The organism is Streptomyces vinaceus, from assembly GCF_008704935.1.
GTDB lineage: Bacteria > Actinomycetota > Actinomycetes > Streptomycetales > Streptomycetaceae > Streptomyces > Streptomyces vinaceus.
The window spans coordinates 3,921,700-3,941,686 of the sequence record NZ_CP023692.1 but is presented as its reverse complement, the minus strand read 5'-3'; the positions used below and the strand labels follow the sequence as shown (position 1 = coordinate 3,941,686).

Here is a 19,987-nt window from a genome sequence, read left to right as displayed (position 1 = left end):
GCCCGGACACCGGTTCCGCGGCCGGGCCTCGCGGCGGGTCATTCCGCCGCCGACGCCGCCGTCGCGGTCAGGCCGTTGCCGTCGGTCGCGGTCAGGTTCAGGGTGGCGCCCTGGACCTTCCAGGTGAGCGGACCGCTGCCGAACAGGGCGGTCAGCTTCGCCTCCAGCTCGCCCTGCGGACCCTGGCAGGCCATCCGGGTGCTGGTCAGCGGACCGAAGGAGAGCGTGGGGCCCTCGACGGCGGCCTTGGCACTGAAGCGGTTGCAGCCGAGGCTGCCGCTCGCGGCGCCGTCGGGGGCGATCGTGAAGACGGCCCGGCCGGCCGCCTCGGCCGGTACGGAGGCGGCCGTACCGCCGCTGACCAGGGAGGTCACCGTCCACGCGGTGGCGGTGAGCGGGGCGTCCGGGGCCGGGGGCTGCGAGCTCATCGCGATGGTGCTCCCGTCGGCGGTCTTCAGGGTGAGCCGGTCCGACCGGCGCTCCAGCGTGAGGCGGCCGGTGAGGAGCTTGGCGAAGGCCGCCTCGAACTCCGTGTTCTCGCAGGCCATGGCGGTGGTGGAGCCCGGTTTCAGCGTGATGGCGCCCGGGCCGTCGTACGTGACCTCCGCGGTGAACCCGTTGCAGCCGTAGTTGCCGGTGGCCTGCTCGGACTCGGACGCGGGGAAGTGGACCTGCGCGACGGGCGGCGCCGTGAGGGTCTTCCCGCCCGTGGACACGCTCTGGACGAACCAGGTCCCGGACGAGCCGTGGCCGGGAAGCGTGCCGCGCGGACCGCCGTCACTGCAGGCGGTGGCCGCGGCCAGGACAAGGACGGCGACGAGGGCGGCGGGGAGGTGCCGTGGCGTACGCATGCCCCTGGGACGGATCCGGCCCGCGGGCGGTTCCCCTCAGCTCATGACCGGGAGCAGCCCGGACAGGTCGGCCCGCTCGCCACTGGCCCTGACCTGCGCCTCCTCCAGCGCCGAGGCCCAGTCCGTACGCCCGGTGGCCAGCCGGATCCAGGTCAGCGGGTCCGTCTCCACCACGTTCGGCGGGGTGCCGCGGGTGTGCCGGGGCCCCTCGATGCACTGGACCACCGCGAACGGCGGGATCCGTACCTCCACCGAGCCGCCCGGGGCCTTCAGCGCGAGGGCGTCCGCGAGCAGCCGCGTGCAGGCGGCCAGGGCCTGCCGCTCGATCGGGATGTCCAGGCCCGCCGCCCGGTTGAGGTCGTCCGTGTGCACCACGAGTTCCACGGCGCGGGTGACCAGGAAGTCCGCCAGGGTCATGTCCCCGACCCACAGGTCCAGCACGCGGCTGCCCGGGTTCTCGGCCAGTTCCTCGCCCATGCGGGCGCCGGCGCGCTCGTACAGCTCGGGCAGCGGAGCGCCCTCCAGGGTCTCCTTGGCCGCCTCGGAGATCTTCCCGGCGAGCGAGGCCGTGGCGAAGGGCCATTCGACGGCCGTCAGCTCCGGCACGGCGGCCGGGGGCCGGGCCAGCCCGGCGGCCAGCGAATCCGCGATCCACGCGATGTGCGCGGCGAGCTCGGCGACGCTCCACCCGCCGACCCCGCTGGGCCGCGCCAGCTGCTCCTCGCCCAACTCCCCTACCGCGTCGGCGACATGCCCGAACTGCGTGATGACGGCGGCCCGGATCTTCGCGGCGTCGTAGGTACGCGCCCTCTTCTTGGCGGGTGGCATGGCCCGACCCTATCCGCCGGGGCCGACAACCGGCCGGGCGCGCAACACCGGACGGCGTCCGGCAACGCCCGAGCCCCCGCCCGGAAGACCAGGAGTCTGCGGACGGGGGCTCGGGAAGGAGCACGTGATCAGGCGAGGAGCGCCGGGATCGTCGCCTCGTGCGCGGTACGCAGCTCCGCGAGCGGAATCGTGAACTCGCCCTGGATCTCGATCTCCTCGCCGTCCACCACGCCGATGCGCGTGGCGGGCAGGCCCCGCGCACCGCACATGTCGGTGAAGCGGAGCTCCTCGCTGCGCGGGACGGCCACGATGGCCCGGCCCGCCGACTCGGAGAACAGGAAGGTGAACGCGTCCAGACCCTCGGGCACCACGATCCGCGCACCGTTGCCGCCGCGCAGGCAGGACTCGGTGAGCGCCTGGATCACGCCGCCGTCGGAGAGGTCGTGCGCCGCGTCGACCATGCCGTCGCGGGACGCCGAGATCAGGATCTCGGCGAGCAGCTTCTCGCGGCCCAGGTCCACCTTGGGCGGCATGCCGCCGAGGTGGTCGTGGACGACCTGCGACCACGCCGAGCCGCCGAACTCCTCGGCCGTGTCGCCCAGCAGGTACAGCAGCTGGCCAGCCTCCGCGAACGCCATCGGCGTACGGCGGTTGACGTCGTCGATCACACCGAGGACCGCCACGACCGGGGTCGGGTGGATCGCGGTGTCACCGGTCTGGTTGTACAGCGAGACGTTGCCGCCGGTCACCGGGGTGCCCAGCTCGAAGCAGCCGTCCGCGAGGCCGCGGGTGGCCTCGGCGAACTGCCACATGACGCCCGGGTCCTCGGGGGAGCCGAAGTTGAGGCAGTCGGAGATGGCGAGCGGCTTGGCGCCGGTCGCGGCGACGTTGCGGTACGCCTCCGCCAGCGCGAGCTGCGCGCCCGTGTACGGGTCGAGCTTCGCGAAGCGGCCGTTGCCGTCGGTGGCCATGGCCACGCCGAGGTTGGACTCCTCGTCGATGCGGACCATGCCCGCGTCCTCGGGCTGCGAGAGCACCGTGTTGCCCTGGACGAAGCGGTCGTACTGGTCCGTGACCCAGGACTTCGAGGCCTGGTTCGGGGACGAGACCAGCGCCAGGACCTGCGCGCGGAGCTCCTCGGAGGTCTGCGGGCGGGGCAGCTTGCCCGCGTCGTCGGCCTGGAGGGCGTCCTGCCACTCGGGGCGCGCGTACGGGCGGTGGTAGACCGGGCCCTCGTGGGCGACGGTGCCCGGCGGCACGTCCACGATCTGCTCGCCGTGCCAGAAGATCTCCAGGCGCTCGCCGTCGGTCACCTCACCGATGACGGTGGCGATGACGTCCCACTTCTCGCAGATCTCCATGAAGCGGTCGACGTGCTGCGGCTCGACGATCGCGCACATGCGCTCCTGCGACTCGCTCATGAGGATTTCCTCGGGCGAGAGCGTCGCGTCGCGCAGCGGGACGGTGTCGAGCTCGACGCGCATGCCGCCGGAGCCGGCGGAGGCCAGCTCGGAGGTGGCGCAGGAGAGCCCGGCGCCGCCGAGGTCCTGGATCCCCGCGACCAGCTTCTCCTTGAAGATCTCCAGGGTGCACTCGATGAGGAGCTTCTCCTGGAAGGGGTCGCCGACCTGGACGGCGGGGCGCTTGGTGGGCTTCGTGTCGTCGAAGGTCTCGGACGCGAGGACCGAGACGCCGCCGATGCCGTCGCCGCCCGTGCGGGCGCCGTAGAGGATGACCTTGTTGCCGGGGCCGGAGGCCTTGGCGAGGTGGATGTCCTCGTGCTTCATCACGCCGATGCAGCCGGCGTTGACCAGCGGGTTGCCCTGGTAGCAGGCGTCGAAGACGACCTCGCCGCCGATGTTCGGCAGGCCCAGGCAGTTGCCGTAGCCGCCGATGCCCGCGACCACGCCCGGCAGGACGCGCTTGGTGTCGGGGTGGTCGGCCGCGCCGAAGCGCAGCGGGTCGACGACCGCGACCGGGCGGGCGCCCATGGCGAGGATGTCGCGGACGATGCCGCCGACGCCGGTGGCCGCGCCCTGGTAGGGCTCGATGTAGCTGGGGTGGTTGTGCGACTCGACCTTGAAGGTGACCGCGTACCCCTGGCCGACGTCGACGACGCCCGCGTTCTCGCCGATGCCGACGAGCATGGCGTCGTTCGGCGGGACCTTCTCGCCGAACTGCTTCAGGTGGACCTTGCTGCTCTTGTACGAGCAGTGCTCGGACCACATGACCGAGTACATGGCGAGCTCGGCGCCGGTGGGGCGGCGGCCGAGGATCTCCCGGATCCGGGCGTACTCGTCCTCCTTGAGGCCGAGTTCCTTCCAGGGCTGGGAGGCGTCCGGGGTCTCGGTGGCGTTCTTGACGGTGTCGAGGCTCATGCGGAGACCAGCTTCTTCAGGACCGAGGTGAAGAACGGGAGGCCGTCGGTGCGGCCCGTCCCGATCAGCGGCTCGACCGCGTGCTCGGGGTGCGGCATGAGGCCGACCACGTTGCCCGCGGCGTTGGTGATGCCGGCGATGTCGCGCAGCGACCCGTTCGGGTTCACGTCGACGTAGCGGAAGGCCACACGGCCCTCGGCTTCGAGCTCGTCGAGGACGCGCTCGTCGGCGACGTACCGGCCGTCCACGTTCTTGAGGGGTACGGAGATCTCCTGGCCGGCGGTGTAGTCGCCGGTCCACGCGGTCTCCGCGTTCTCCACCCGCAGCTTCTGGTCGCGGCAGATGAAGTGCAGGTGGTTGTTCCGGAGCATCGCCCCCGGCAGCAGGTGGGCCTCGGTGAGGATCTGGAAGCCGTTGCAGATGCCGAGGACCGGCATGCCGGCCTTGGCCTGCTCGATGATGGTCTCCATCACCGGCGAGAACCGGGAGATGGCTCCGGCGCGCAGGTAGTCCCCGTAGGAGAAGCCGCCCGCGAGGACGACCGCGTCGACCTGGTGCAGGTCCTTGTCGCGGTGCCACAGCGAGACGGGCTCGGCCCCCGCGAGGCGGACGGCGCGCAGCGAGTCACGGTCGTCGAGCGTTCCGGGGAACGTGACGACTCCGATGCGAGTGGTCACCGTCAGGCCTCGACCTTCACGGTGAAGTCTTCGATGACGGTGTTGGCGAGGAACGTTTCGGCCATCTTGTGGATGCGGTCGAGGGCGGCCTGGTCGACCGGTCCCTCCACTTCCAGTTCGAAGCGCTTCCCTTGGCGGACGTCGGCGATGCCCTCGAAGCCCAGGCGCGGCAGTGCACGCTGCACCGCCTGGCCCTGGGGGTCGAGGATCTCCGGCTTGAGCATGACGTCGACTACGACGCGTGCCACTGGCACTCCCGATGAGGTGGTTGGTGCGAAGGCGGTTCCCTCAGCGTACCCGGCCGAAATTTCTACGCGGGTAGATTTCCTTCGGGCGCTCCCGGCACCCCGTTTCGGCTTCACCAACGCTTCGCAAAATCCACCGGAAAACCACGTACCCGGGATTGCGGCGGGACACGCGGAGACAATTAACTGGGCTTCGCAATGCAATGGGAATCGCGGTACAAAGGATTCCACCGGAACAGCGGCATTTTTCACCGCACGATCCGGGGCGGAATCATGCATTGCTCCGAAACATCCACACAGGCGACATCACCGCACGTCCCGACGGGTGGGCGGCGTCGCGCGAAGGGACCGATATCCGTGGCGCAGCGCGTAGTAGTCACGATCTCCGACGACATCGACGGCGGGGAAGCGGCGGAAACGGTCACGTTCGGCCTGGACGGTAAGTCGTACGAGATCGACCTCAATCTGGCCAACGCAAAGAAACTGCGGAAGAGCCTCGCGCCCTTCGTGGCAGCCGGACGCCGGCAGGCCCGTTCCGGGAAGACGTACAAGCACACCTCCCTGGCCCCCGACCCGGCGGTCGTCCGCGCCTGGGCCCGGTCCAACGACCTCGACGTGCCGCCGCGCGGCCGCATCCCGAAGCGGGTGTACGCGGCGTACAACGAGGCCCACTGAGTCCACCGGGGCCCCCGGCACGCGCCGGGGCCCCGCCGAGGGCCGCTAACGGGGCCCGCCGGGGGCCGATTTGCCATCCACCCCCTCCGGTCCGCTAGTGTGTGGATCACGCCGAGGGGCGAGGCCGCAGGTCAAAGCCCCGAAGGTCGTGCGGGTGTAGTTCAGTAGCAGAACATCCCCCTTCCAGGGGGAAGGCGCAGTGTGCGATCCCTGTCACCCGCTCTGCAACGCTTTACCGACCACTCCGGTGGATCGGGTAGAGTGATGCACGCATCGCAGCGGCATTCATGCCGAGGCAGCATGCGGACGTAGCTCAGTTGGTAGAGCACCACCTTGCCAAGGTGGATGTCGCGCGTTCGAGTCGCGTCGTCCGCTCAGCGTGCAAAGGCCCTGATCATTGATCAGGGCCTTTGTCGTATGCGTTTACTCACCGGGGGGCTGGGACCGTGTCGAAGCTGACGGGGTGGTGGAGGAACCGCAGCAGTGCGGCCAAGATCGAGCTCTACACCCGCTGGTCGTTCCACCTGTTCGTCCTCCTCGAATCCCTCTCGGTGCTCTTCGGCCTCGCCCCCGAGGGCCTCGGATCCGTCAGCGCCGCCCTGCTCCTGCCCCTGTGCGCGCAGATCGCGCTGTGCGGAGTGCTCTCCTCCAGGGCCTTGGACTGGGTGCTCGGCCACCGCGAGCGGCCCGTACGGCTGGCGGCTGCCGTCGCCGTGCTCACCGCCTCGCTGGCGGTCGCCGTACTGGTCCTGCGCTCGGCCGGCGCCCTCTCCCACGCGGGCGTCGCCCCCGCCCTCGTGGTCAACACGGTCGCGTTCGCATCGGGTTCGCTGACGCTGGCCCTGACACGGGTCCGGCACATGCTCTGCGTGGCCCCGGCCGCGGGCACCTCGGCGGCGGGCGTGGCCCTGGCGGTGGGGCACCCCGCCGCAGAGGCGGCCGGCTACGGGGTCGGCGTCTTCCTCACCTGCGGCCTGCTCGTCCTCGCCTGCGGCTTCTCCTCCTGGCTGCTGAAGACGGTGTACGAACTCGACCGGGCCCGGGAGCTCCAGGCCCAGCTCGCCGTCGCCGAGGAGCGGCTGCGCTTCGGGCGGGACCTGCACGACGTGATGGGGCGCAACCTGGCGGTGATCGCGCTCAAGAGCGAGCTGGCCGTCCAGCTGGCCCGTCGCGAACGCCCGGAGGCCGTGGACCAGATGATCGAGGTCCAGCGGATCGCCCGTGAGTCGCAGCGCGAGGTACGGGACGTCGTACGCGGCTACCGCGAGGCGGACCTCACCGTGGAGCTGGAGGGGGCCCGCGGGGTGCTCAGCGCGGCCGGGATGGACTGCCGCGTAGAGGTGCAGGCCGGCCGGGAGCTGCGGCCCGAAGTGCAGTCGGCGCTCGGCTGGGTGGTCCGGGAGGCGACCACCAACGTCCTGCGGCACGGGGACGCGCGCAGCTGTGTGATCAGGCTCACGGCGCCCGATGCGGGCGCGCTGACGCTGGTGGTGGAGAACGACGGGGCTCCCGAGGTCCTGGCCGGACCGCCAGGTTCCGGTCTCGCGGGCCTGCGGGAGCGGCTCGCGGCCCTGGACGGCACCTTGGAGGCCGGACCGGTCGACGGCGGCCGCTTCCGCCTGCTGGCCCGGATCCCGGACGGACGAGCGCGAGGACTGGAGGCACGGGCATGAGCCCCGTACGCGTACTGCTGGCCGACGACGAGCACCTGATCCGCGGCGCGCTCGCCGCCCTCCTGGCCCTGGAGGACGATCTGCTCGTCGTCGCGGAGGCGGCCTCGGGCCCCGAGGCCATCGCGATGGCGCGGGCCCACCGGCCGGACGTGGCGGTGCTGGACCTGCAGATGCCGGGGGCGGACGGTGTGAGTGTCGCCACAGCCCTGCGGGGCGAACTCCCCGGCTGCCGCACCATGATCGTGACGAGTCACGGGCGGCCCGGGCACCTGAAACGGGCCCTGGCGGCGGGGGTGCGGGCCTTCGCGCCGAAGACGGTCTCGGCGCAGCGGCTGGCCGAGCTGATCCGCACCGTGCACGCCGGAGGGCGTTATGTGGACCCGGAGTTGGCGGCCGACGCGATCAGCGCGGGGGACTCTCCGCTGACCGCGCGCGAGGCCGAGGTACTGGAACTCGCGGGGGACGGGGCGCCGATCGCGGAGATCGCCGAGCGGGCCTCGCTCTCGCCGGGGACGGTACGGAACTACCTGTCGTCGGCGGCGACGAAGCTGGGCGCCGAGAACCGTCACACGGCAGTGCGTCTCGCACGCGAGCGAGGTTGGGTATAGTAGTTCTCGCGTTACGGCGCACCTGCGGACATAGCTCAGTTGGTAGAGCACCACCTTGCCAAGGTGGATGTCGCGCGTTCGAGTCGCGTTGTCCGCTCCATCGAAGAAGCCCCCGGTCTCCTGACCGGGGGCTTCTTCGTGTTGCGGGCCGAGGTGTTCCCGGACCCGGGTGTTCCCAGGCCCGGGTGTTCCCGGGCCCGGGTGTTCTCGGGCCCGGGTGTTCAGGCCCAGCTGAGGCCGGTGAGCCGCTCGTACGCCTCGATGTACTTGGCGCTGGTCTGCTCGGCGACCTCCTGCGGGAGGGCCGGCGGCGGGAGTTCGCCCGTGCGGTCCCAGCCGGAGGCGGGGGAGGTGAGCCAGTCGCGGACGAACTGCTTGTCGTAGGAGGGCTGGGCGCGGCCCGGCTCCCACTGGTCGGCCGGCCAGAAGCGGGAGGAGTCCGGGGTCAGCACCTCGTCGCCGGCGACGAGCGTGCCGTCCCCGTCGAAGCCGAACTCGAACTTGGTGTCCGCCAGGATGATCCCGCGCTCGCGGGCGATGTCCCGGGCCCGGCCGTACACGGCCAGGGTGGTCTGGCGCAGCAGCGCCGCCGTCTCGGCGCCGGTGGTGCGCGCCACCTCCTCGTACGAGACGTTCTCGTCGTGCTCGCCGACCGCGGCCTTGGCGGCCGGGGTGAAGATCGGGGCGGGCAGCTCGGAGCCGTCCACGAGCCCCTCGGGCAGCGCGAGTCCGCAGACCGTACGGGTCTTCTCGTACTCGGCGAGGCCGGATCCGGTGAGGTAGCCGCGGGCCACGCACTCGACCGGGACCATGTCGAGGCTCTTGCAGATCAGCGTGCGGCCGGCCCAGTCGGCGGGGGCTCCCGCGGGCAGGTCCGTCCCGATCACGTGGTTCGGGACGAGGTCCCGCAGCTGGTCGAACCACCAGAGGGAGAGCTGGGTCAGGACGCGGCCCTTGTCCGGGATCTCGGTGGGGAGCACCCAGTCGTACGCGGACATGCGGTCGCTGGCGACCATGACGAGGTTGCCGTCGCCGTCGCGGTAGAGGTCGCGCACCTTGCCGGTGTGGAGGTGGACGAGGCCGGGCACCTGAACCGGCTCGGGCTTTTCGACGAATCCGGACACGGGGTCTCCCTGTGGTTCTGTACGAGCGCAGCCCCATTCTCGCGTACGCGGGCCCGTGCCCGGGTCCGGGGGCCCGGCCGGTGCGGTTCCGGCCCGGTCCGCGGCTCGGGCGGTGGCTCAGTCCCGCTTGCAGATCCGGTCGAGGAGGTTGGCGGTGGCCCGCTGGACCCGTTCGTCGACGTGGCCGGGCCGGTCCAGGGCCGGTGACCAGGCGAAGGTGCCCGACGCGAAGACCAGGGCGCCGCTCGGGGAGCGGTACAGGGAGGTCTCCTGGTGGCGCTTGGCGCCCTCGCCGTCCCGGTAGGGGGAGTGCGCGAGCAGGATCCGGTCCTGGTGCTCGGGGAGCTGGGTGCGCGGGAAGTACCGGTCGGCCTCGCCGGCGACCAGGCCGGGGAGCTCGTCGTTCTCGGCGGCGCCGGTGGAGTCCCAGAGCCAGTGCGTGGCATTGCGCACGATCAGGGGCGCGGGCTCGGGGACCCGCCCCGCGTACTGGATGCCGAGCAGCTGCTGCTCCGGGCGGTCGACCTCGCGCCAGAGGCTGGGGCGGCCGGGGCCGCGGCGTTTTCGGCAGGTGAGGAGCCGGTCGTCGACCCCGGAGGGGGAGGGGCCCAGTTCGACCTGCCAGTACATGGTGTTGGCCGAGAGGAAGACGAGCGAGGTGCCGTGGTCGCGGGCGCGCTCGACGGTGCGGCGCATGGGCGCCGACCAGTACTCGTCGTGGCCAGGGAAGACCAGGCCCCGGTAGCGGGTGGGGTCGACGCGGCCGGCGTGCAGATCGCGGGTGTCGGCGTAGGCGAGGTCGTAGCCGTAGCGCTCGGCCCAGCGGATGAAGTCGTAGGCGTGGCCCACGTGCAGGGGCAGCCCGGCGCCGGCGTAGGGCCGGTCGAAGGAGACCGTGACGGCCGCGTCCTGCTCGCCGAGCAGCCGGCCCTCCTCGTCCCAGGCGTGGTAGAGGCTCGCGCCCGTCCGCCCGTCCTCGGGGTAGAGGTTGTAGGCCTGCCAGGTGATGTCGGGCAGCAGGAGGAGGAGATCGGCGGGGTGGTCGTCGCGGACGGTGAAGGGGATGTGGGACCGGTACCCGTCGGCGGTGGTGAGGACGGCGACGTACGCGCCGACGCTCCAGTACGAGGGGACCTGGAGCCGCCAGGAGAGCCACCAGTGGTGGCAGGAGACGGTGCGGTCCGCGGTGAGCGGGGCCGGCTGGACGATGCCCGAGAGCCGGGGGCTGGTGGTGATCTTGGAGGCGCCGTCGCCGCCGTAGTGGCCGATGCGGTAGACGTCGACCGAGAACTGCTGGGGCGGGTCCACGGTGATGTGGAAGTCGATGGCCTCGCCGGGGGCGACGGCTCCGGTGGAGGCGAAGCCCTTGATCTGCCGGTGCACGTCGTCGGCGGTGCGCGGGCCGCCGTTGCCGCGGGCACGGGGGATCTGGCCGGGGGCGAGCGCGGGATCGGCGAGGGCGGGGTCCACGTACCAGGGCACGACGTGCCCGGTGTCGTCGAAGTACAGCTCGCTGCCCCGGAACCACGGCAGCGGCCCCTGGCCGAAGGGATCGGTCACCGCGTGCGCGAGCGCACCTGACTCCCAACGCCGGATCTGGTCCGCACCACCCATACCGCTCCCCTCCCTCGCTCCCCCGAACGGACTCTTGTGCACGTCGACACACATGGACACGGCACGGTTTCCGGACATCGAACCGCTACCGGTCCCAGCACATCACATAACGCACTCATTCCGTCACCGTTCGCCACATCCGGAGGCTTGGAGTGCCGCGTACGCCGGGCCGGGTCCGGCAGCGCGGGGCGGGGCGCCACCGCCGCGGGGGCGCTCAGACCAGGCGGACCGGCTTCTCCGGGCGTACGCCGAGCTCGGCGAGCCAGTCGCGCAGGGGCTCGGGATCCCCGTCCTCCACCAGGCTCAGCACCCGGGGGGCGAGGTCCGCGCGCCGTTCGCCGGCGACCAGGAGGACCGGGCCGTCGAGCCAGTCCAGCCCCGGCGCGGCATCGGCCGAGTCGACGGCGGCCGCGCAGACCATCGCCGTCACGTGGTCGGCGAGCAGGTCCCGCCCGCTGCGGGGCGGCTGGAGCGGGAACAGCGGCACCGCGTCCGCCCCGCGCGCCACGGCGGCGCCCGCGCCGGTCCCGCCCGCGCCCGCGGAACGCTCCTCCCGGGCCAGGTCTCCGCTGAGCCGGCCGGCCAGCGCCTCGCCGGCCGCGCACTCCCCGGCGGCGTCCGTGAGATAGCCCAGCACCCGGTCCAGCGTGGGACCCGGGCCGGCCGGGACGGCGAGGGCGTCCAGCGCCTCGTGGAGCCGGGTCGCCTCCGCACGCCATTTGCGGTCCACGACCTCCTCCGGATACGCCGCCCAGTCCACCGGCGACCAGTCCGGTCCGGCCTCGGCGGGGCCGCCGTGGAAGAGCCGGGCGGCGAGCAGCGAAGCCGCCTCGTCGATCACCCCGGGCCGCTCCAGGAGGTCGCACGCGGGCCGCTCCCCGAGCCGGGAGGTGAAGTTCTCGGCGAGCCGGTCCCGCCGGGACAGCTCGGTCAGGGCGGAGACCACCCCGGCGTCGAGATGCGCCGGCCAGCGGCCCATCCGCCACGCGGGCAGCGCGACCCGGGTCAGCAGCCGGTCCCAGCCCGCGTAGGCGAGGCCGACCTGCTCCTGGGCGACGATGCGCAGCCCGTAGTCCACCCCCTGGGCACGGTCCGAGGCGGCGGCCGCGACCCCGCGCTCCATCTCGGCGGCGTCCGCCTGGCACAGCCTCAGCAGCAGCCTGGCCGGGCGCCCGATCCAGCCGAGGCCGGGCCGGCTGCCCACGTCCACCGCGGCGTCGAGCCCGCGTACGAAGCCCCGCGCGTCGGCTATGTCCGGATGCGCGGAGGGGCCCGTACCGGCGACGACCGGCGCCAGGACCGCCCGCAGCTCGGCGACCCGCATCCACCACAGGAACGGCGAGCCGATCACCAGCACCGGGGCCGCGCCCGGCTCCGCCCCGCGCCCGCCCGATATGCCGGCGCGCCGGTGGGCCGCATGCGTACGGTCCTCCAGCCAGCTGTCGCAGTCCGGCGTCAGGGCTATCGCCGAGGGCGCCGGCACGTCCATCCGCTCGGCCAGGTCCCGCACCAGCCGGTACAGGTCGGGCGCGGCGGACTCCGGCAGCGGCACCGTCGGCGTCACGGCCGGGCTCGCCCGCAGCACCACCGCGGCGAACACCCCGCCGACGAGCAGCACCAGGACGGCGACGACGCACACGACGAGCGTCACCGTGGGCCAGGGGTCACCGGCCAGTCGGCCCGTCATCCGGGCGCTCACCAGCACCACCGCGAGGGCGGCGGGCAGCACCCCGAGGGCCAGCGCCCGGCTGCGCACCCGCAGCACGGCCAGGGCCCGGGAGCGCGCGGACGGCGCGCCCCCTTCCACGATCGAACCCGTTCCGGACACGGCCGGACCTCACCCCCTCTGCCCTGCGGCGGTTTTGCTCACTCCCCCACTGTGACACCCGCCACTGACATCGCAATGCCGGTGGGCCAAGTGCCGGAATGCTTGGCATCGCACCCTAGTTGGGGAGCGAGCGGCAGTCAGCCGGACCGGGTGACCATCACCCGATGGAATGGCTTTGGGTAAAGGTGGCTGCGTTCGAACGCGGCCGGATGCACTCGCACGCGGACACGCGCGCGGGCCCGGTGCGCACCTGGATGCGTACCGGGCCCGCGGGCCGCTCGCCGTGCCGCTCGGCCTGCTCAGCGGCCTTCGGCCGCCTTGGCGGCGATGTCCGTACGGTGCTGCGAGCCGTCCAGCCGGATCCGGGCGACGGCCTTATACGCCTTCTCACGGGCCTGTGCCAGATCGGAACCGGTCGCCGTCACCGAGAGCACGCGGCCGCCGGCGCTGACGACCGCCGCGCCCTCGCGCCGGGTCCCGGCGTGCAGGACGTACGCGTCCGGCCCGTCCTCGGCGGCCACCTCGGCCAGGCCCTCGATCGGGTCCCCGGTGCGCGGGGTCTCCGGGTAGTTGTGGGAGGCGATGACCACGGTGACGGCCGCGTCCGCGCTCCAGCGCAGCGGCGGCTGGGTGTCCAGGGTGCCGTTGGCGGCGTTCAGCAGCACGCCCGCGAGCGGGGTCCGCAGCCGGGCCAGGACCACCTGGGTCTCGGGGTCGCCGAAGCGGGCGTTGAACTCGATGACGCGCACTCCGCGCGAGGTGATCGCGAGGCCGGCGTACAGCAGCCCGGAGAACGGGGTGCCGCGGTGGCGCAGTTCGTCCACGGTCGGCTGGAGGACGCTCTCCATGACCTCGTCGACGAGCTTCGGGTCGGCCCAGGGCAGGGGCGAGTACGCGCCCATGCCTCCGGTGTTGGGGCCCTCGTCCCCGTCGAGCGCGCGCTTGAAGTCCTGCGCGGGCTGGAGGGGGATCACGGTGACGCCGTCGGTGATGGCGAAGAGGGAGACCTCGGGGCCGTCGAGGTACTCCTCGATGACGACGCGGTCGCAGCCGAGCGCGTGCGCGCGGGCGGCGGCCCGGTCCTCCGTGACCACGACGCCCTTGCCGGCGGCGAGGCCGTCGTCCTTGACGACGTACGGGGCGCCGAAGGCGTCGAGGGCCGTGTCCACCTCTTCCGGGGTGGTGCACACGTAGCTGCGGGCGGTCGGGACGTCGGCCGCGGCCATCACGTCCTTGGCGAACGCCTTGGAGCCCTCCAGCTGCGCCGCCTGGGCGGACGGGCCGAAGACGGGGATGCCGGCGGCACGGACGGCGTCGGAGACGCCGGCGACCAGGGGCGCCTCCGGACCGACGACGACCAGGTCGGCGCCGAGTTCGGTGGCGAGGCGGGCCACGGCCGCGCCGTCGAGGGCGTCGACCGGGCGCAGCTCCGCCACCTCGGCGATGCCGGCGTTGCCGGGAGCGCAGTACAGCGCGTTGACGTCGGGGTCGAGGGACAGAGAGCGGCACAGGGCGTGTTCGCGGGCGCCGCCGCCGATGACGAGGACCTTCACGCCATGCAGCCTAGCCCGCTTGGCGCGATGCCCTTCGTGCGGCCACCCAATGAGACGGCCCTACTCGTTTGTGTATTCCTCTATGACGGTGGCTCCGAGCTCGCGCACGATGAGGTCGTGTCCGGTCAGGGCGCTGTCGACGAGGTCCGGATCGTCCTCTTCCGGTACGTCGTCCTCGGGTGCGACCGGCGGGGGCGCCTGCCGTACGGGGGGCTGCTGGCCGGAACCGCCCTGCCCGGACGACGGGGGCTGCGGCGGCTGGTACGGCTGCTGCTGCGGGGCGGGGGGCGTCTGCCGGTCCGGGGCGGGGGCGGCGGGCGGCGGGGGGGCGGCCGGGGCGGAGTACGAGGACGGGGCCGACCCGGCCGCAGGCTGGCCGCCGCCCGCGCCCACCACGGCGTCGATCTTCCAGTTGACCTGGAACTGCTCGGCCAAGACCGCCTTGAGCACGTCCTCGCTGCCGCTGCTCGCGAAGTTGTCGCGGGCCCCGGGGTTGGGGAATCCCAGCTGGAGGGTGGTCCCGTCGAAGCCGGTGACCTGGGCGTTCTGGCTGAGCAGGATCCAGGTGAACCGGCGGCGGTTCTTGACGGCCTCCAGGATGCCGGGCCACATCGCCTGGACCTGCCCGGCGCCGGCGGCCATGCCGGGCGAAGGCGCGGCGGCGGGAGCGGCAGCGGGGGCCGGGGCGGCCGGAGCCGGGGTGGGTGCGGCCGCGGCGGGCTGGCCCGATCCGGGCGCGGCGGCGCTCGGCCAGGCCCCGGCGGTGGGGGCGGGGGCGGCTGCGGGGGTCTGTGCGGTCGGCGCGGGGGCGGCGGCGCCGGGCCAGGCGCCGGGGGCGGCTCCGCCACCGGGCTGCGCGGCGCCGGGCCAGGCCCCGGGCGCGGCGGCGGGAGCCTGCGCGGGAGCCGGAGCAGGTGCGGGAGCCGGCGCCGGAGCCTGGGCCGGAGCGGCTGCCTGGGCCGGAGCGGGCGCCGGCGCGGCCGCGGGAGCCGGCTCGGGAGCCCGTACGGCGGCAGCGGCGGCCCGCGCCGCGGCGACGGCCCCGCCGGGCCCGGCCGGAGCCATGCCGTGGGCCTCGGGCCCGGGCACGTACCCCATGGCGGGCGCCCCGGCCGGGGCGGCCGCCATACCGGCGCCGGCAGCGGCAGCGGCGGCCGCGAACCCGCCCCGCTCCAGCCGGTCGAGCCGGGCCTGGAAGGAACGCTCGTCGTCGAAGGCCGCGGGCAGCAGCACCCGAGCGCAGATCAGCTCCAGCTGGAGCCGGGGCGAGGTCGCTCCGCGCATCTCGGTGAGCCCGGTGTTGACCAGGTCGGCGGCGCGGCTCAGCTCGGCGGCGCCGAACACCGACGCCTGGGCCTGCATCCGCTCGACGACATCGGCGGGGGCGTCGATGAGCCCCTTCTCCCCGGCATCGGGCACGGCCGCCAGGATCACCAGGTCTCGCAGCCGCTCTAGCAGGTCGGCCACGAACCGGCGCGGGTCGTTGCCGCCCTCGACCACCCGGTCGACGACCTCGAAGGCGGCCGCCCCGTCCCCGGCGGCGAAGGCGTCGACGACGGAGTCGAGCAGCGAGCCGTCGGTGTACCCGAGCAGAGAGGTGGCCATGGCATACGTCACACCGTCCTCGGCGGCGCCGGCGAGGAGCTGGTCCATGACGGACATGGAGTCACGCACGGATCCGGCGCCGGCCCGCACCACGAGCGGCAGCACGCCGTCCTCGACCTTGGCCCCCTCGCGCCCGCAGACCTCGCCCAGGTAGTCCCGCAGCGTCCCCGGCGGCACGAGCCGGAACGGGTAGTGGTGCGTACGCGACCGGATGGTCCCGATGACCTTCTCGGGCTCGGTCGTCGCGAAGATGAACTTGAGGTGCTCCGGCGGCTCCTCGACCACCTTCAGCAGGGCGTTGAAGCCCGCCGAGGTGACCATGTGGGCCTCGTCGATGATGTAGATCTTGTAGCGGCTGGAGGCGGGCCCGAAGAAGGCCTTCTCCCGCAGGTCACGGGCGTCGTCCACACCACCGTGCGAGGCGGCGTCGATCTCGATGACGTCGATCGAGCCCGGCCCGTTGCGCGCCAGGTCCCGGCAGGACTGGCACTCGCCGCAGGGCTCGGGGGTGGGACCCTGCTCACAGTTCAGGCACCGCGCCAGGATGCGCGCGCTGGTGGTCTTGCCACAGCCTCGCGGCCCACTGAACAGGTACGCGTGATTGACCCGGTTGTTCCGCAGGGCCTGCATCAGGGGGACAGTGACATGCTCCTGCCCGATGACCTCGGCGAACGACTCGGGGCGATAGCGGCGGTACAGCGCAAGGGACGACACGTCTACGAGGTTATCCGGGCCCACCGACAAAGACGTCCCGCCGACGGCCGCGCAGGCCGTTGCCGCAGGCCCCGCAGGCCGCCCCGGAACGCAAAGCGCCCCCCACGCACCCGCCAGAGCCCACTTACCCTTGCTGCCTTCCGGCCCTGGGGGAGTTGGGTGAGATAGCGCCACGTGAGGGGCTGGGCCCCACCCTAGCGGATGAAAGGCCCCGGAATCGACCCTGCCCCCGGCCCGGACCTCGCCGGCACCCGACCAGGTCGCCGCCGGGATGCCTCGCGAACGATCACGTTCGCGAGCACCCCTCAACGTCTTGTATTGTTTGCGGCGGAGGATTCGCCTAGTGGCCTAGGGCGCACGCTTGGAAAGCGTGTTGGGGGCAACCCCTCACGAGTTCGAATCTCGTATCCTCCGCCAGTGCCTCACCGGGCACGTTGTCGAAGGGCCCCACCGCTTGCGGTGGGGCCCTTCGACGTTGCCCGGACCAGTGCGAGCAGGCTCAGGCCGAACATCAGGACGCCCAGGGGCACATGGAACGACGGTATGTGCGCCACGCCCAGCACCACCTGCACCGAGGCGAGGGCCAGGAAGCCGGACGCGTACAGGATCGGGCGTGGGCTGCCGCCTCCCGGACGCCACGCCAGGATCGCGGCGAGCAGGTACAGCATCGATGCGCCGTACATCACACGCGCTCCGACGCCGTGCAGCGTCTCGCCGTAGGACGTGGAGAGCAGCAGTCCGGCGGTGGCCGCCTGGAAGAAGACGGCCAGGGTCTGCAGGGCGATCGAGACCCGGAGGAAGGTGCGGGTGCGCCGGTCCGCTGTCGTGCGGGCTGTCATGGTGGGGTCCCCTTTCCCGCCTCGCGGCGGTGGCTCGGTACTGTCTCGGCAGTCCGACGACGTGGGCCCGCGAAATGTGAGGCGCGCGCGAGAAAAAGGGGAGGGGCGGTCGCTGCCGTGAGCACCTCCGAGCCAGACCCCGGCCCGGACCCGGACCCGGTCTTCGGTGAGCGGCGCCGGCTGATCGCCGTCGCCTACCGGCTGCTCGGTTCACTGGCCGACGCCGAGGACGCCGTACAGGAGGCCTACGCCCGCTGGTACGCGATGTCCGCGCGGCAGCGCGAGGCCGTCGAGACGCCGGGCGCCTGGCTGACCACGGTGGCCGCCCGCATCTGCCTGGACCTGCTCGGCTCCGCGCGGGCCCGGCGCGAGCGCTACGTCGGCGCGTGGATCCCCGAGCCGCTGCCCGACCGTACGGACTGGGCCGGCGGGCCGGCCGACCCCGCCGACCGGGTCGCCCTGCACGAGTCGGTGAACATGGCCTTCCTCGTCGTGCTGGAGTCGATGACCCCGGCCGAACGCGTGGCGTTCGTCCTGCACGACGTCTTCCGTTACCCCTTCGCCGAGATAGCCGGGATCATCGCCAGGTCGCCGGCCGCCTGCCGGCAGCTGGCGGCCTCGGGCCGCCGCCGCGTCCGCTCCGCACAGCCTCCCGCGAGCCCGAGCCCGAGCCCGAGCACGGGCACGGGCACGGGCACGGGCACGGGCAGGAGCACGGCCACGACCGCAACCACGACCGCCGGGCAGGCCGCCCTCGTGCGGCACTTCAAGGAGGCGTGGGAGGCCAGGGACATCAAGGCCCTCGTCGGCCTCCTCGATCCCGACGCCACGATGGTCGCCGACGGCGGCGGACTGGTCGGCGCCGCGCTCCGCCCGGTCGAGGGCGGTGAGCGCATCGCCCAGTACCTGATCCACATGGCCGCCAAGGCCCCCGGGCTGACGCTCCTGGAGCAGACGGTGAACGGAGCGCCGGGCCTGGTGGCCCGGCACTGCGGCACCACCGTGACCGTAGCCGCCTTCGGCCTCGCCGCCGACCGCGTCACGCACATCTGGGCCGTCCGCAATCCGCAGAAACTCCGTGCGTGGAACCGTGAGGGTGCGTCCTAGCGGATCTGGGCGGCGGCCCACTCGGCCCACTCGCGGCGCATCGCGTGGAAGCGGAGGCCGTACTCCAGGGCGATCCTGCCGTGGACCGAGAGGGGGTCGTCGCCCCAGTCGATCGACGCTTCCAGCTGCCGCAGGCCCTCGTACTCCTGCTCGGACATCTCCGTCAGCTCGGTGAGGTAGCCCCGCGCCTGCTCGGGCGTCAGCACGCCGAGGAAGAAGACCCTCAGCAGGACGTCGCTGCGGGTGTTGCGCTGCGGCTTGGTCGCGGTCAGCCAGTGGCGCAGTTCGGCCAGTCCCTCGTCGGTGAGGGTGTACTCCTTGCGCCCGCGCGGGCCCTCCGCCGAAACGCTGATCATCCCGGCGTCGGCCAGCTTGGAGAGCTCTGTGTACATCTGGCTCTGGGTGGCGGGCCAGACGGTGGCCAGCGAGGTTTCGAAGCGCTTGAGCAGGTCGTATCCGCTGGCCGGGCGCTCTGACAGGAGTCCGAGGAGGGCATGTCGAAGGCTCATGGCCCTCACCTTACATTCCATCCTTGACATGTCACTTGTGGAACATCTACTTTCGACATGTCAGAACAGGAACGTCAGCATCAGCCGGGGGTCTCCGATGTCGTACGTACGCACCTTCCTTCCGTGGATCGTCTTCGCGGTGCTCCCCTCCGGCCAGTGGCAGTGGGCCGCGCTCGCCGGGCTCGTCGCGGCGGTGGCGGTGACCGTCCGGCAGCGCCTCGCCGGGGCCGGGTTCGACGCGCTGATCATCGAGATCGGCTCCGCGGTCTTCTTCGCCGCCCTGACGGCCATCGCCTTCGCCGACCCGCACTCGGGCGTGCACGACTACTCGGCGGCCCTCTCCTCGGCCACGCTGGCCCTCGTCGCCGGGGTCTCGCTGCTCGTGGGCAAGCCGTTCACCCTGGGCATCGCCAAGCGCAGCACCCCCCGCGAGGTCTGGGGCCTGCGGCCCTTCATCCGCGTCAACGCGGTCATCACCGGCGCGTGGACCGCCGCCTTCGCCCTCACCGCCGGCGCGCTCGCGGCCCTCGCCCACGCCGGTCACGGCCACTCGGCGTCCGCCACGCTCGTGCAGGCCGCCGGGTTCGTCGTGCCGATGCTCTTCACCGTCCGCTACGCCGCCGCCGCGCGGGCCAAGGCCGGGGCCGGCGCCGTCGCGCGCTGAGCCACCGCGGCCACCGCGGCCACCGCCGCCCCCGGGCCGCCGCCCGTCGGGAGCCGCCCGCCCCGGCGGGGGTAGGGTGCGGGCGTGTCGTCGTACTCCATCGGGCAGGCCGCGGGGCTGCTGGGCGTGAGCGCCGAAACCGTCCGCCGCTGGGCCGACGCCGGGCGGCTGCCCGTGCGCCGCACGGCCGACGGGGCCCGCTCCTTCGACGGGGCGACGCTGGCCGCCTTCGCCAAGGCGCGGGCCGGCGACCCGCGACCGCAGCCTCCGGCGGGGAACGGGACGGCCACCTCCGTACGGAACTCCTTCGTCGGGATCGTCACCGCGGTACGGCTCGACGACGTGGCGGCCCAGGTGGAGATCCAGTCGGGCCCGCACCGGGTGGTGTCGGTGGTGACCCGGGAGTCGGTCGAGGAGCTCGGGATCGAGGTCGGGGTGAGCGTCATCGCCCGGGTGAAGTCCACCGAGGTCTACGTGGACCTCCCCTGAGCGGGC

General features: G+C 73.0%; 18 protein-coding genes, 4 tRNA genes and 1 other RNA gene. 10 read left to right on the top strand and 13 right to left on the bottom strand.

The window, feature by feature from the left end:
- Positions 1-38: 38 nt before the first annotated feature.
- The 5 genes from CP980_RS17735 to purS all read right to left on the bottom strand — a co-directional run bounded on the left by CP980_RS17735 (position 39) and on the right by purS (position 4,988).
- Positions 39-851, bottom strand: a complete 813-nt coding sequence (locus tag CP980_RS17735; protein WP_150528587.1) for an META domain-containing protein — start codon at positions 849-851, stop codon at positions 39-41.
- Positions 852-887: 36 nt separating this feature from the next.
- Complete coding sequence (locus CP980_RS17730) at positions 888-1,679, bottom strand: maleylpyruvate isomerase family mycothiol-dependent enzyme (protein ID WP_132761433.1); 792 nt, start codon at positions 1,677-1,679, stop codon at positions 888-890.
- Between the two features lie 128 nt (positions 1,680-1,807).
- On the bottom strand, positions 1,808-4,057 hold the full coding sequence (gene purL / locus CP980_RS17725) for a phosphoribosylformylglycinamidine synthase subunit PurL (protein WP_150528586.1): 2,250 nt from the start codon (positions 4,055-4,057) through the stop codon (positions 1,808-1,810).
- Positions 4,054-4,734 (bottom strand): phosphoribosylformylglycinamidine synthase subunit PurQ, encoded by a 681-nt coding sequence (purQ, locus tag CP980_RS17720; protein WP_150528585.1) that lies wholly within the window; start codon positions 4,732-4,734, stop codon positions 4,054-4,056. The genes purL and purQ overlap by 4 nt, the downstream gene beginning before the upstream one ends.
- A gap of 2 nt (positions 4,735-4,736) precedes the next feature.
- Positions 4,737-4,988 (bottom strand): phosphoribosylformylglycinamidine synthase subunit PurS, encoded by a 252-nt coding sequence (gene purS / locus CP980_RS17715; protein WP_008740952.1) that lies wholly within the window; start codon positions 4,986-4,988, stop codon positions 4,737-4,739.
- Between the two features lie 348 nt (positions 4,989-5,336).
- Here purS and CP980_RS17710 point away from each other — a divergent pair, with 348 nt between their 5' ends.
- From CP980_RS17710 to CP980_RS17685, 6 genes are all read left to right on the top strand, one after another.
- Positions 5,337-5,654, top strand: a complete 318-nt coding sequence (locus tag CP980_RS17710) for a histone-like nucleoid-structuring protein Lsr2 (protein ID WP_030292364.1) — start codon at positions 5,337-5,339, stop codon at positions 5,652-5,654.
- Positions 5,655-5,804: 150 nt separating this feature from the next.
- A tRNA-Gly gene (locus CP980_RS17705) sits at positions 5,805-5,876 on the top strand.
- Positions 5,877-5,956: 80 nt separating this feature from the next.
- A tRNA-Gly gene (locus CP980_RS17700) sits at positions 5,957-6,029 on the top strand.
- A 71-nt stretch (positions 6,030-6,100) separates the two neighbouring features.
- Positions 6,101-7,327: a sensor histidine kinase gene (locus CP980_RS17695; protein ID WP_150528584.1), complete on the top strand. Its 1,227-nt coding sequence runs from the start codon at positions 6,101-6,103 to the stop codon at positions 7,325-7,327.
- Entirely contained in the window at positions 7,324-7,935 is a 612-nt protein-coding gene (locus tag CP980_RS17690; RefSeq protein ID WP_099890959.1) for a response regulator transcription factor, read from the top strand. The genes CP980_RS17695 and CP980_RS17690 overlap by 4 nt, the downstream gene beginning before the upstream one ends.
- Before the next feature lie 24 nt (positions 7,936-7,959).
- Positions 7,960-8,035 (top strand) — tRNA-Gly (locus CP980_RS17685).
- A 121-nt stretch (positions 8,036-8,156) separates the two neighbouring features.
- Here the strand turns inward: CP980_RS17685 and CP980_RS17680 are convergent.
- The 6 genes from CP980_RS17680 to ffs all read right to left on the bottom strand — a co-directional run bounded on the left by CP980_RS17680 (position 8,157) and on the right by ffs (position 16,560).
- Positions 8,157-9,059, bottom strand: coding sequence for a phosphoribosylaminoimidazolesuccinocarboxamide synthase (locus CP980_RS17680; RefSeq protein ID WP_150528583.1), 903 nt, complete (start codon positions 9,057-9,059; stop codon positions 8,157-8,159).
- A 117-nt stretch (positions 9,060-9,176) separates the two neighbouring features.
- Positions 9,177-10,673: a N,N-dimethylformamidase beta subunit family domain-containing protein gene (locus CP980_RS17675; protein ID WP_132761428.1), complete on the bottom strand. Its 1,497-nt coding sequence runs from the start codon at positions 10,671-10,673 to the stop codon at positions 9,177-9,179.
- A gap of 214 nt (positions 10,674-10,887) precedes the next feature.
- Positions 10,888-12,501: a M48 family metalloprotease gene (locus CP980_RS17670; protein WP_150528582.1), complete on the bottom strand. Its 1,614-nt coding sequence runs from the start codon at positions 12,499-12,501 to the stop codon at positions 10,888-10,890.
- A gap of 299 nt (positions 12,502-12,800) precedes the next feature.
- On the bottom strand, positions 12,801-14,054 hold the full coding sequence (gene purD / locus CP980_RS17665) for a phosphoribosylamine--glycine ligase (RefSeq protein WP_132761426.1): 1,254 nt from the start codon (positions 14,052-14,054) through the stop codon (positions 12,801-12,803).
- Positions 14,055-14,114: 60 nt separating this feature from the next.
- On the bottom strand, positions 14,115-16,373 hold the full coding sequence (locus tag CP980_RS17660; protein WP_150528581.1) for a DNA polymerase III subunit gamma and tau: 2,259 nt from the start codon (positions 16,371-16,373) through the stop codon (positions 14,115-14,117).
- 88 nt (positions 16,374-16,461) lie between these two features.
- Positions 16,462-16,560, bottom strand: an RNA gene (gene ffs / locus CP980_RS17655) — signal recognition particle sRNA small type.
- Between the two features lie 142 nt (positions 16,561-16,702).
- On the opposite strand from ffs, the gene CP980_RS17650 reads away from it, so the two are divergent.
- Positions 16,703-16,790, top strand: a tRNA-Ser gene (locus tag CP980_RS17650).
- A 5-nt stretch (positions 16,791-16,795) separates the two neighbouring features.
- Here CP980_RS17650 and CP980_RS17645 read toward each other — a convergent pair.
- On the bottom strand, positions 16,796-17,212 hold the full coding sequence (locus tag CP980_RS17645) for a hypothetical protein (protein ID WP_132761424.1): 417 nt from the start codon (positions 17,210-17,212) through the stop codon (positions 16,796-16,798).
- A gap of 117 nt (positions 17,213-17,329) precedes the next feature.
- Here CP980_RS17645 and CP980_RS17640 point away from each other — a divergent pair, with 117 nt between their 5' ends.
- Positions 17,330-18,319 (top strand): sigma-70 family RNA polymerase sigma factor, encoded by a 990-nt coding sequence (locus CP980_RS17640; RefSeq protein ID WP_150528580.1) that lies wholly within the window; start codon positions 17,330-17,332, stop codon positions 18,317-18,319.
- Here the strand turns inward: CP980_RS17640 and CP980_RS17635 are convergent.
- Positions 18,316-18,828 (bottom strand): PadR family transcriptional regulator, encoded by a 513-nt coding sequence (locus CP980_RS17635; protein ID WP_132761422.1) that lies wholly within the window; start codon positions 18,826-18,828, stop codon positions 18,316-18,318. The genes CP980_RS17640 and CP980_RS17635 overlap by 4 nt on opposite strands.
- A 97-nt stretch (positions 18,829-18,925) precedes the next feature.
- Between CP980_RS17635 and CP980_RS17630 the strand changes: the two genes are divergently transcribed.
- Together CP980_RS17630 and CP980_RS17625 are read left to right on the top strand one after the other, a co-directional pair.
- A complete protein-coding gene (locus CP980_RS17630; protein ID WP_150528579.1) occupies positions 18,926-19,492 on the top strand; it encodes a threonine/serine exporter family protein in 567 nt (188 codons plus the stop codon).
- Positions 19,493-19,576: 84 nt separating this feature from the next.
- Entirely contained in the window at positions 19,577-19,981 is a 405-nt protein-coding gene (locus CP980_RS17625) for a TOBE domain-containing protein (protein ID WP_132761420.1), read from the top strand.
- Positions 19,982-19,987: the final 6 nt, after the last annotated feature.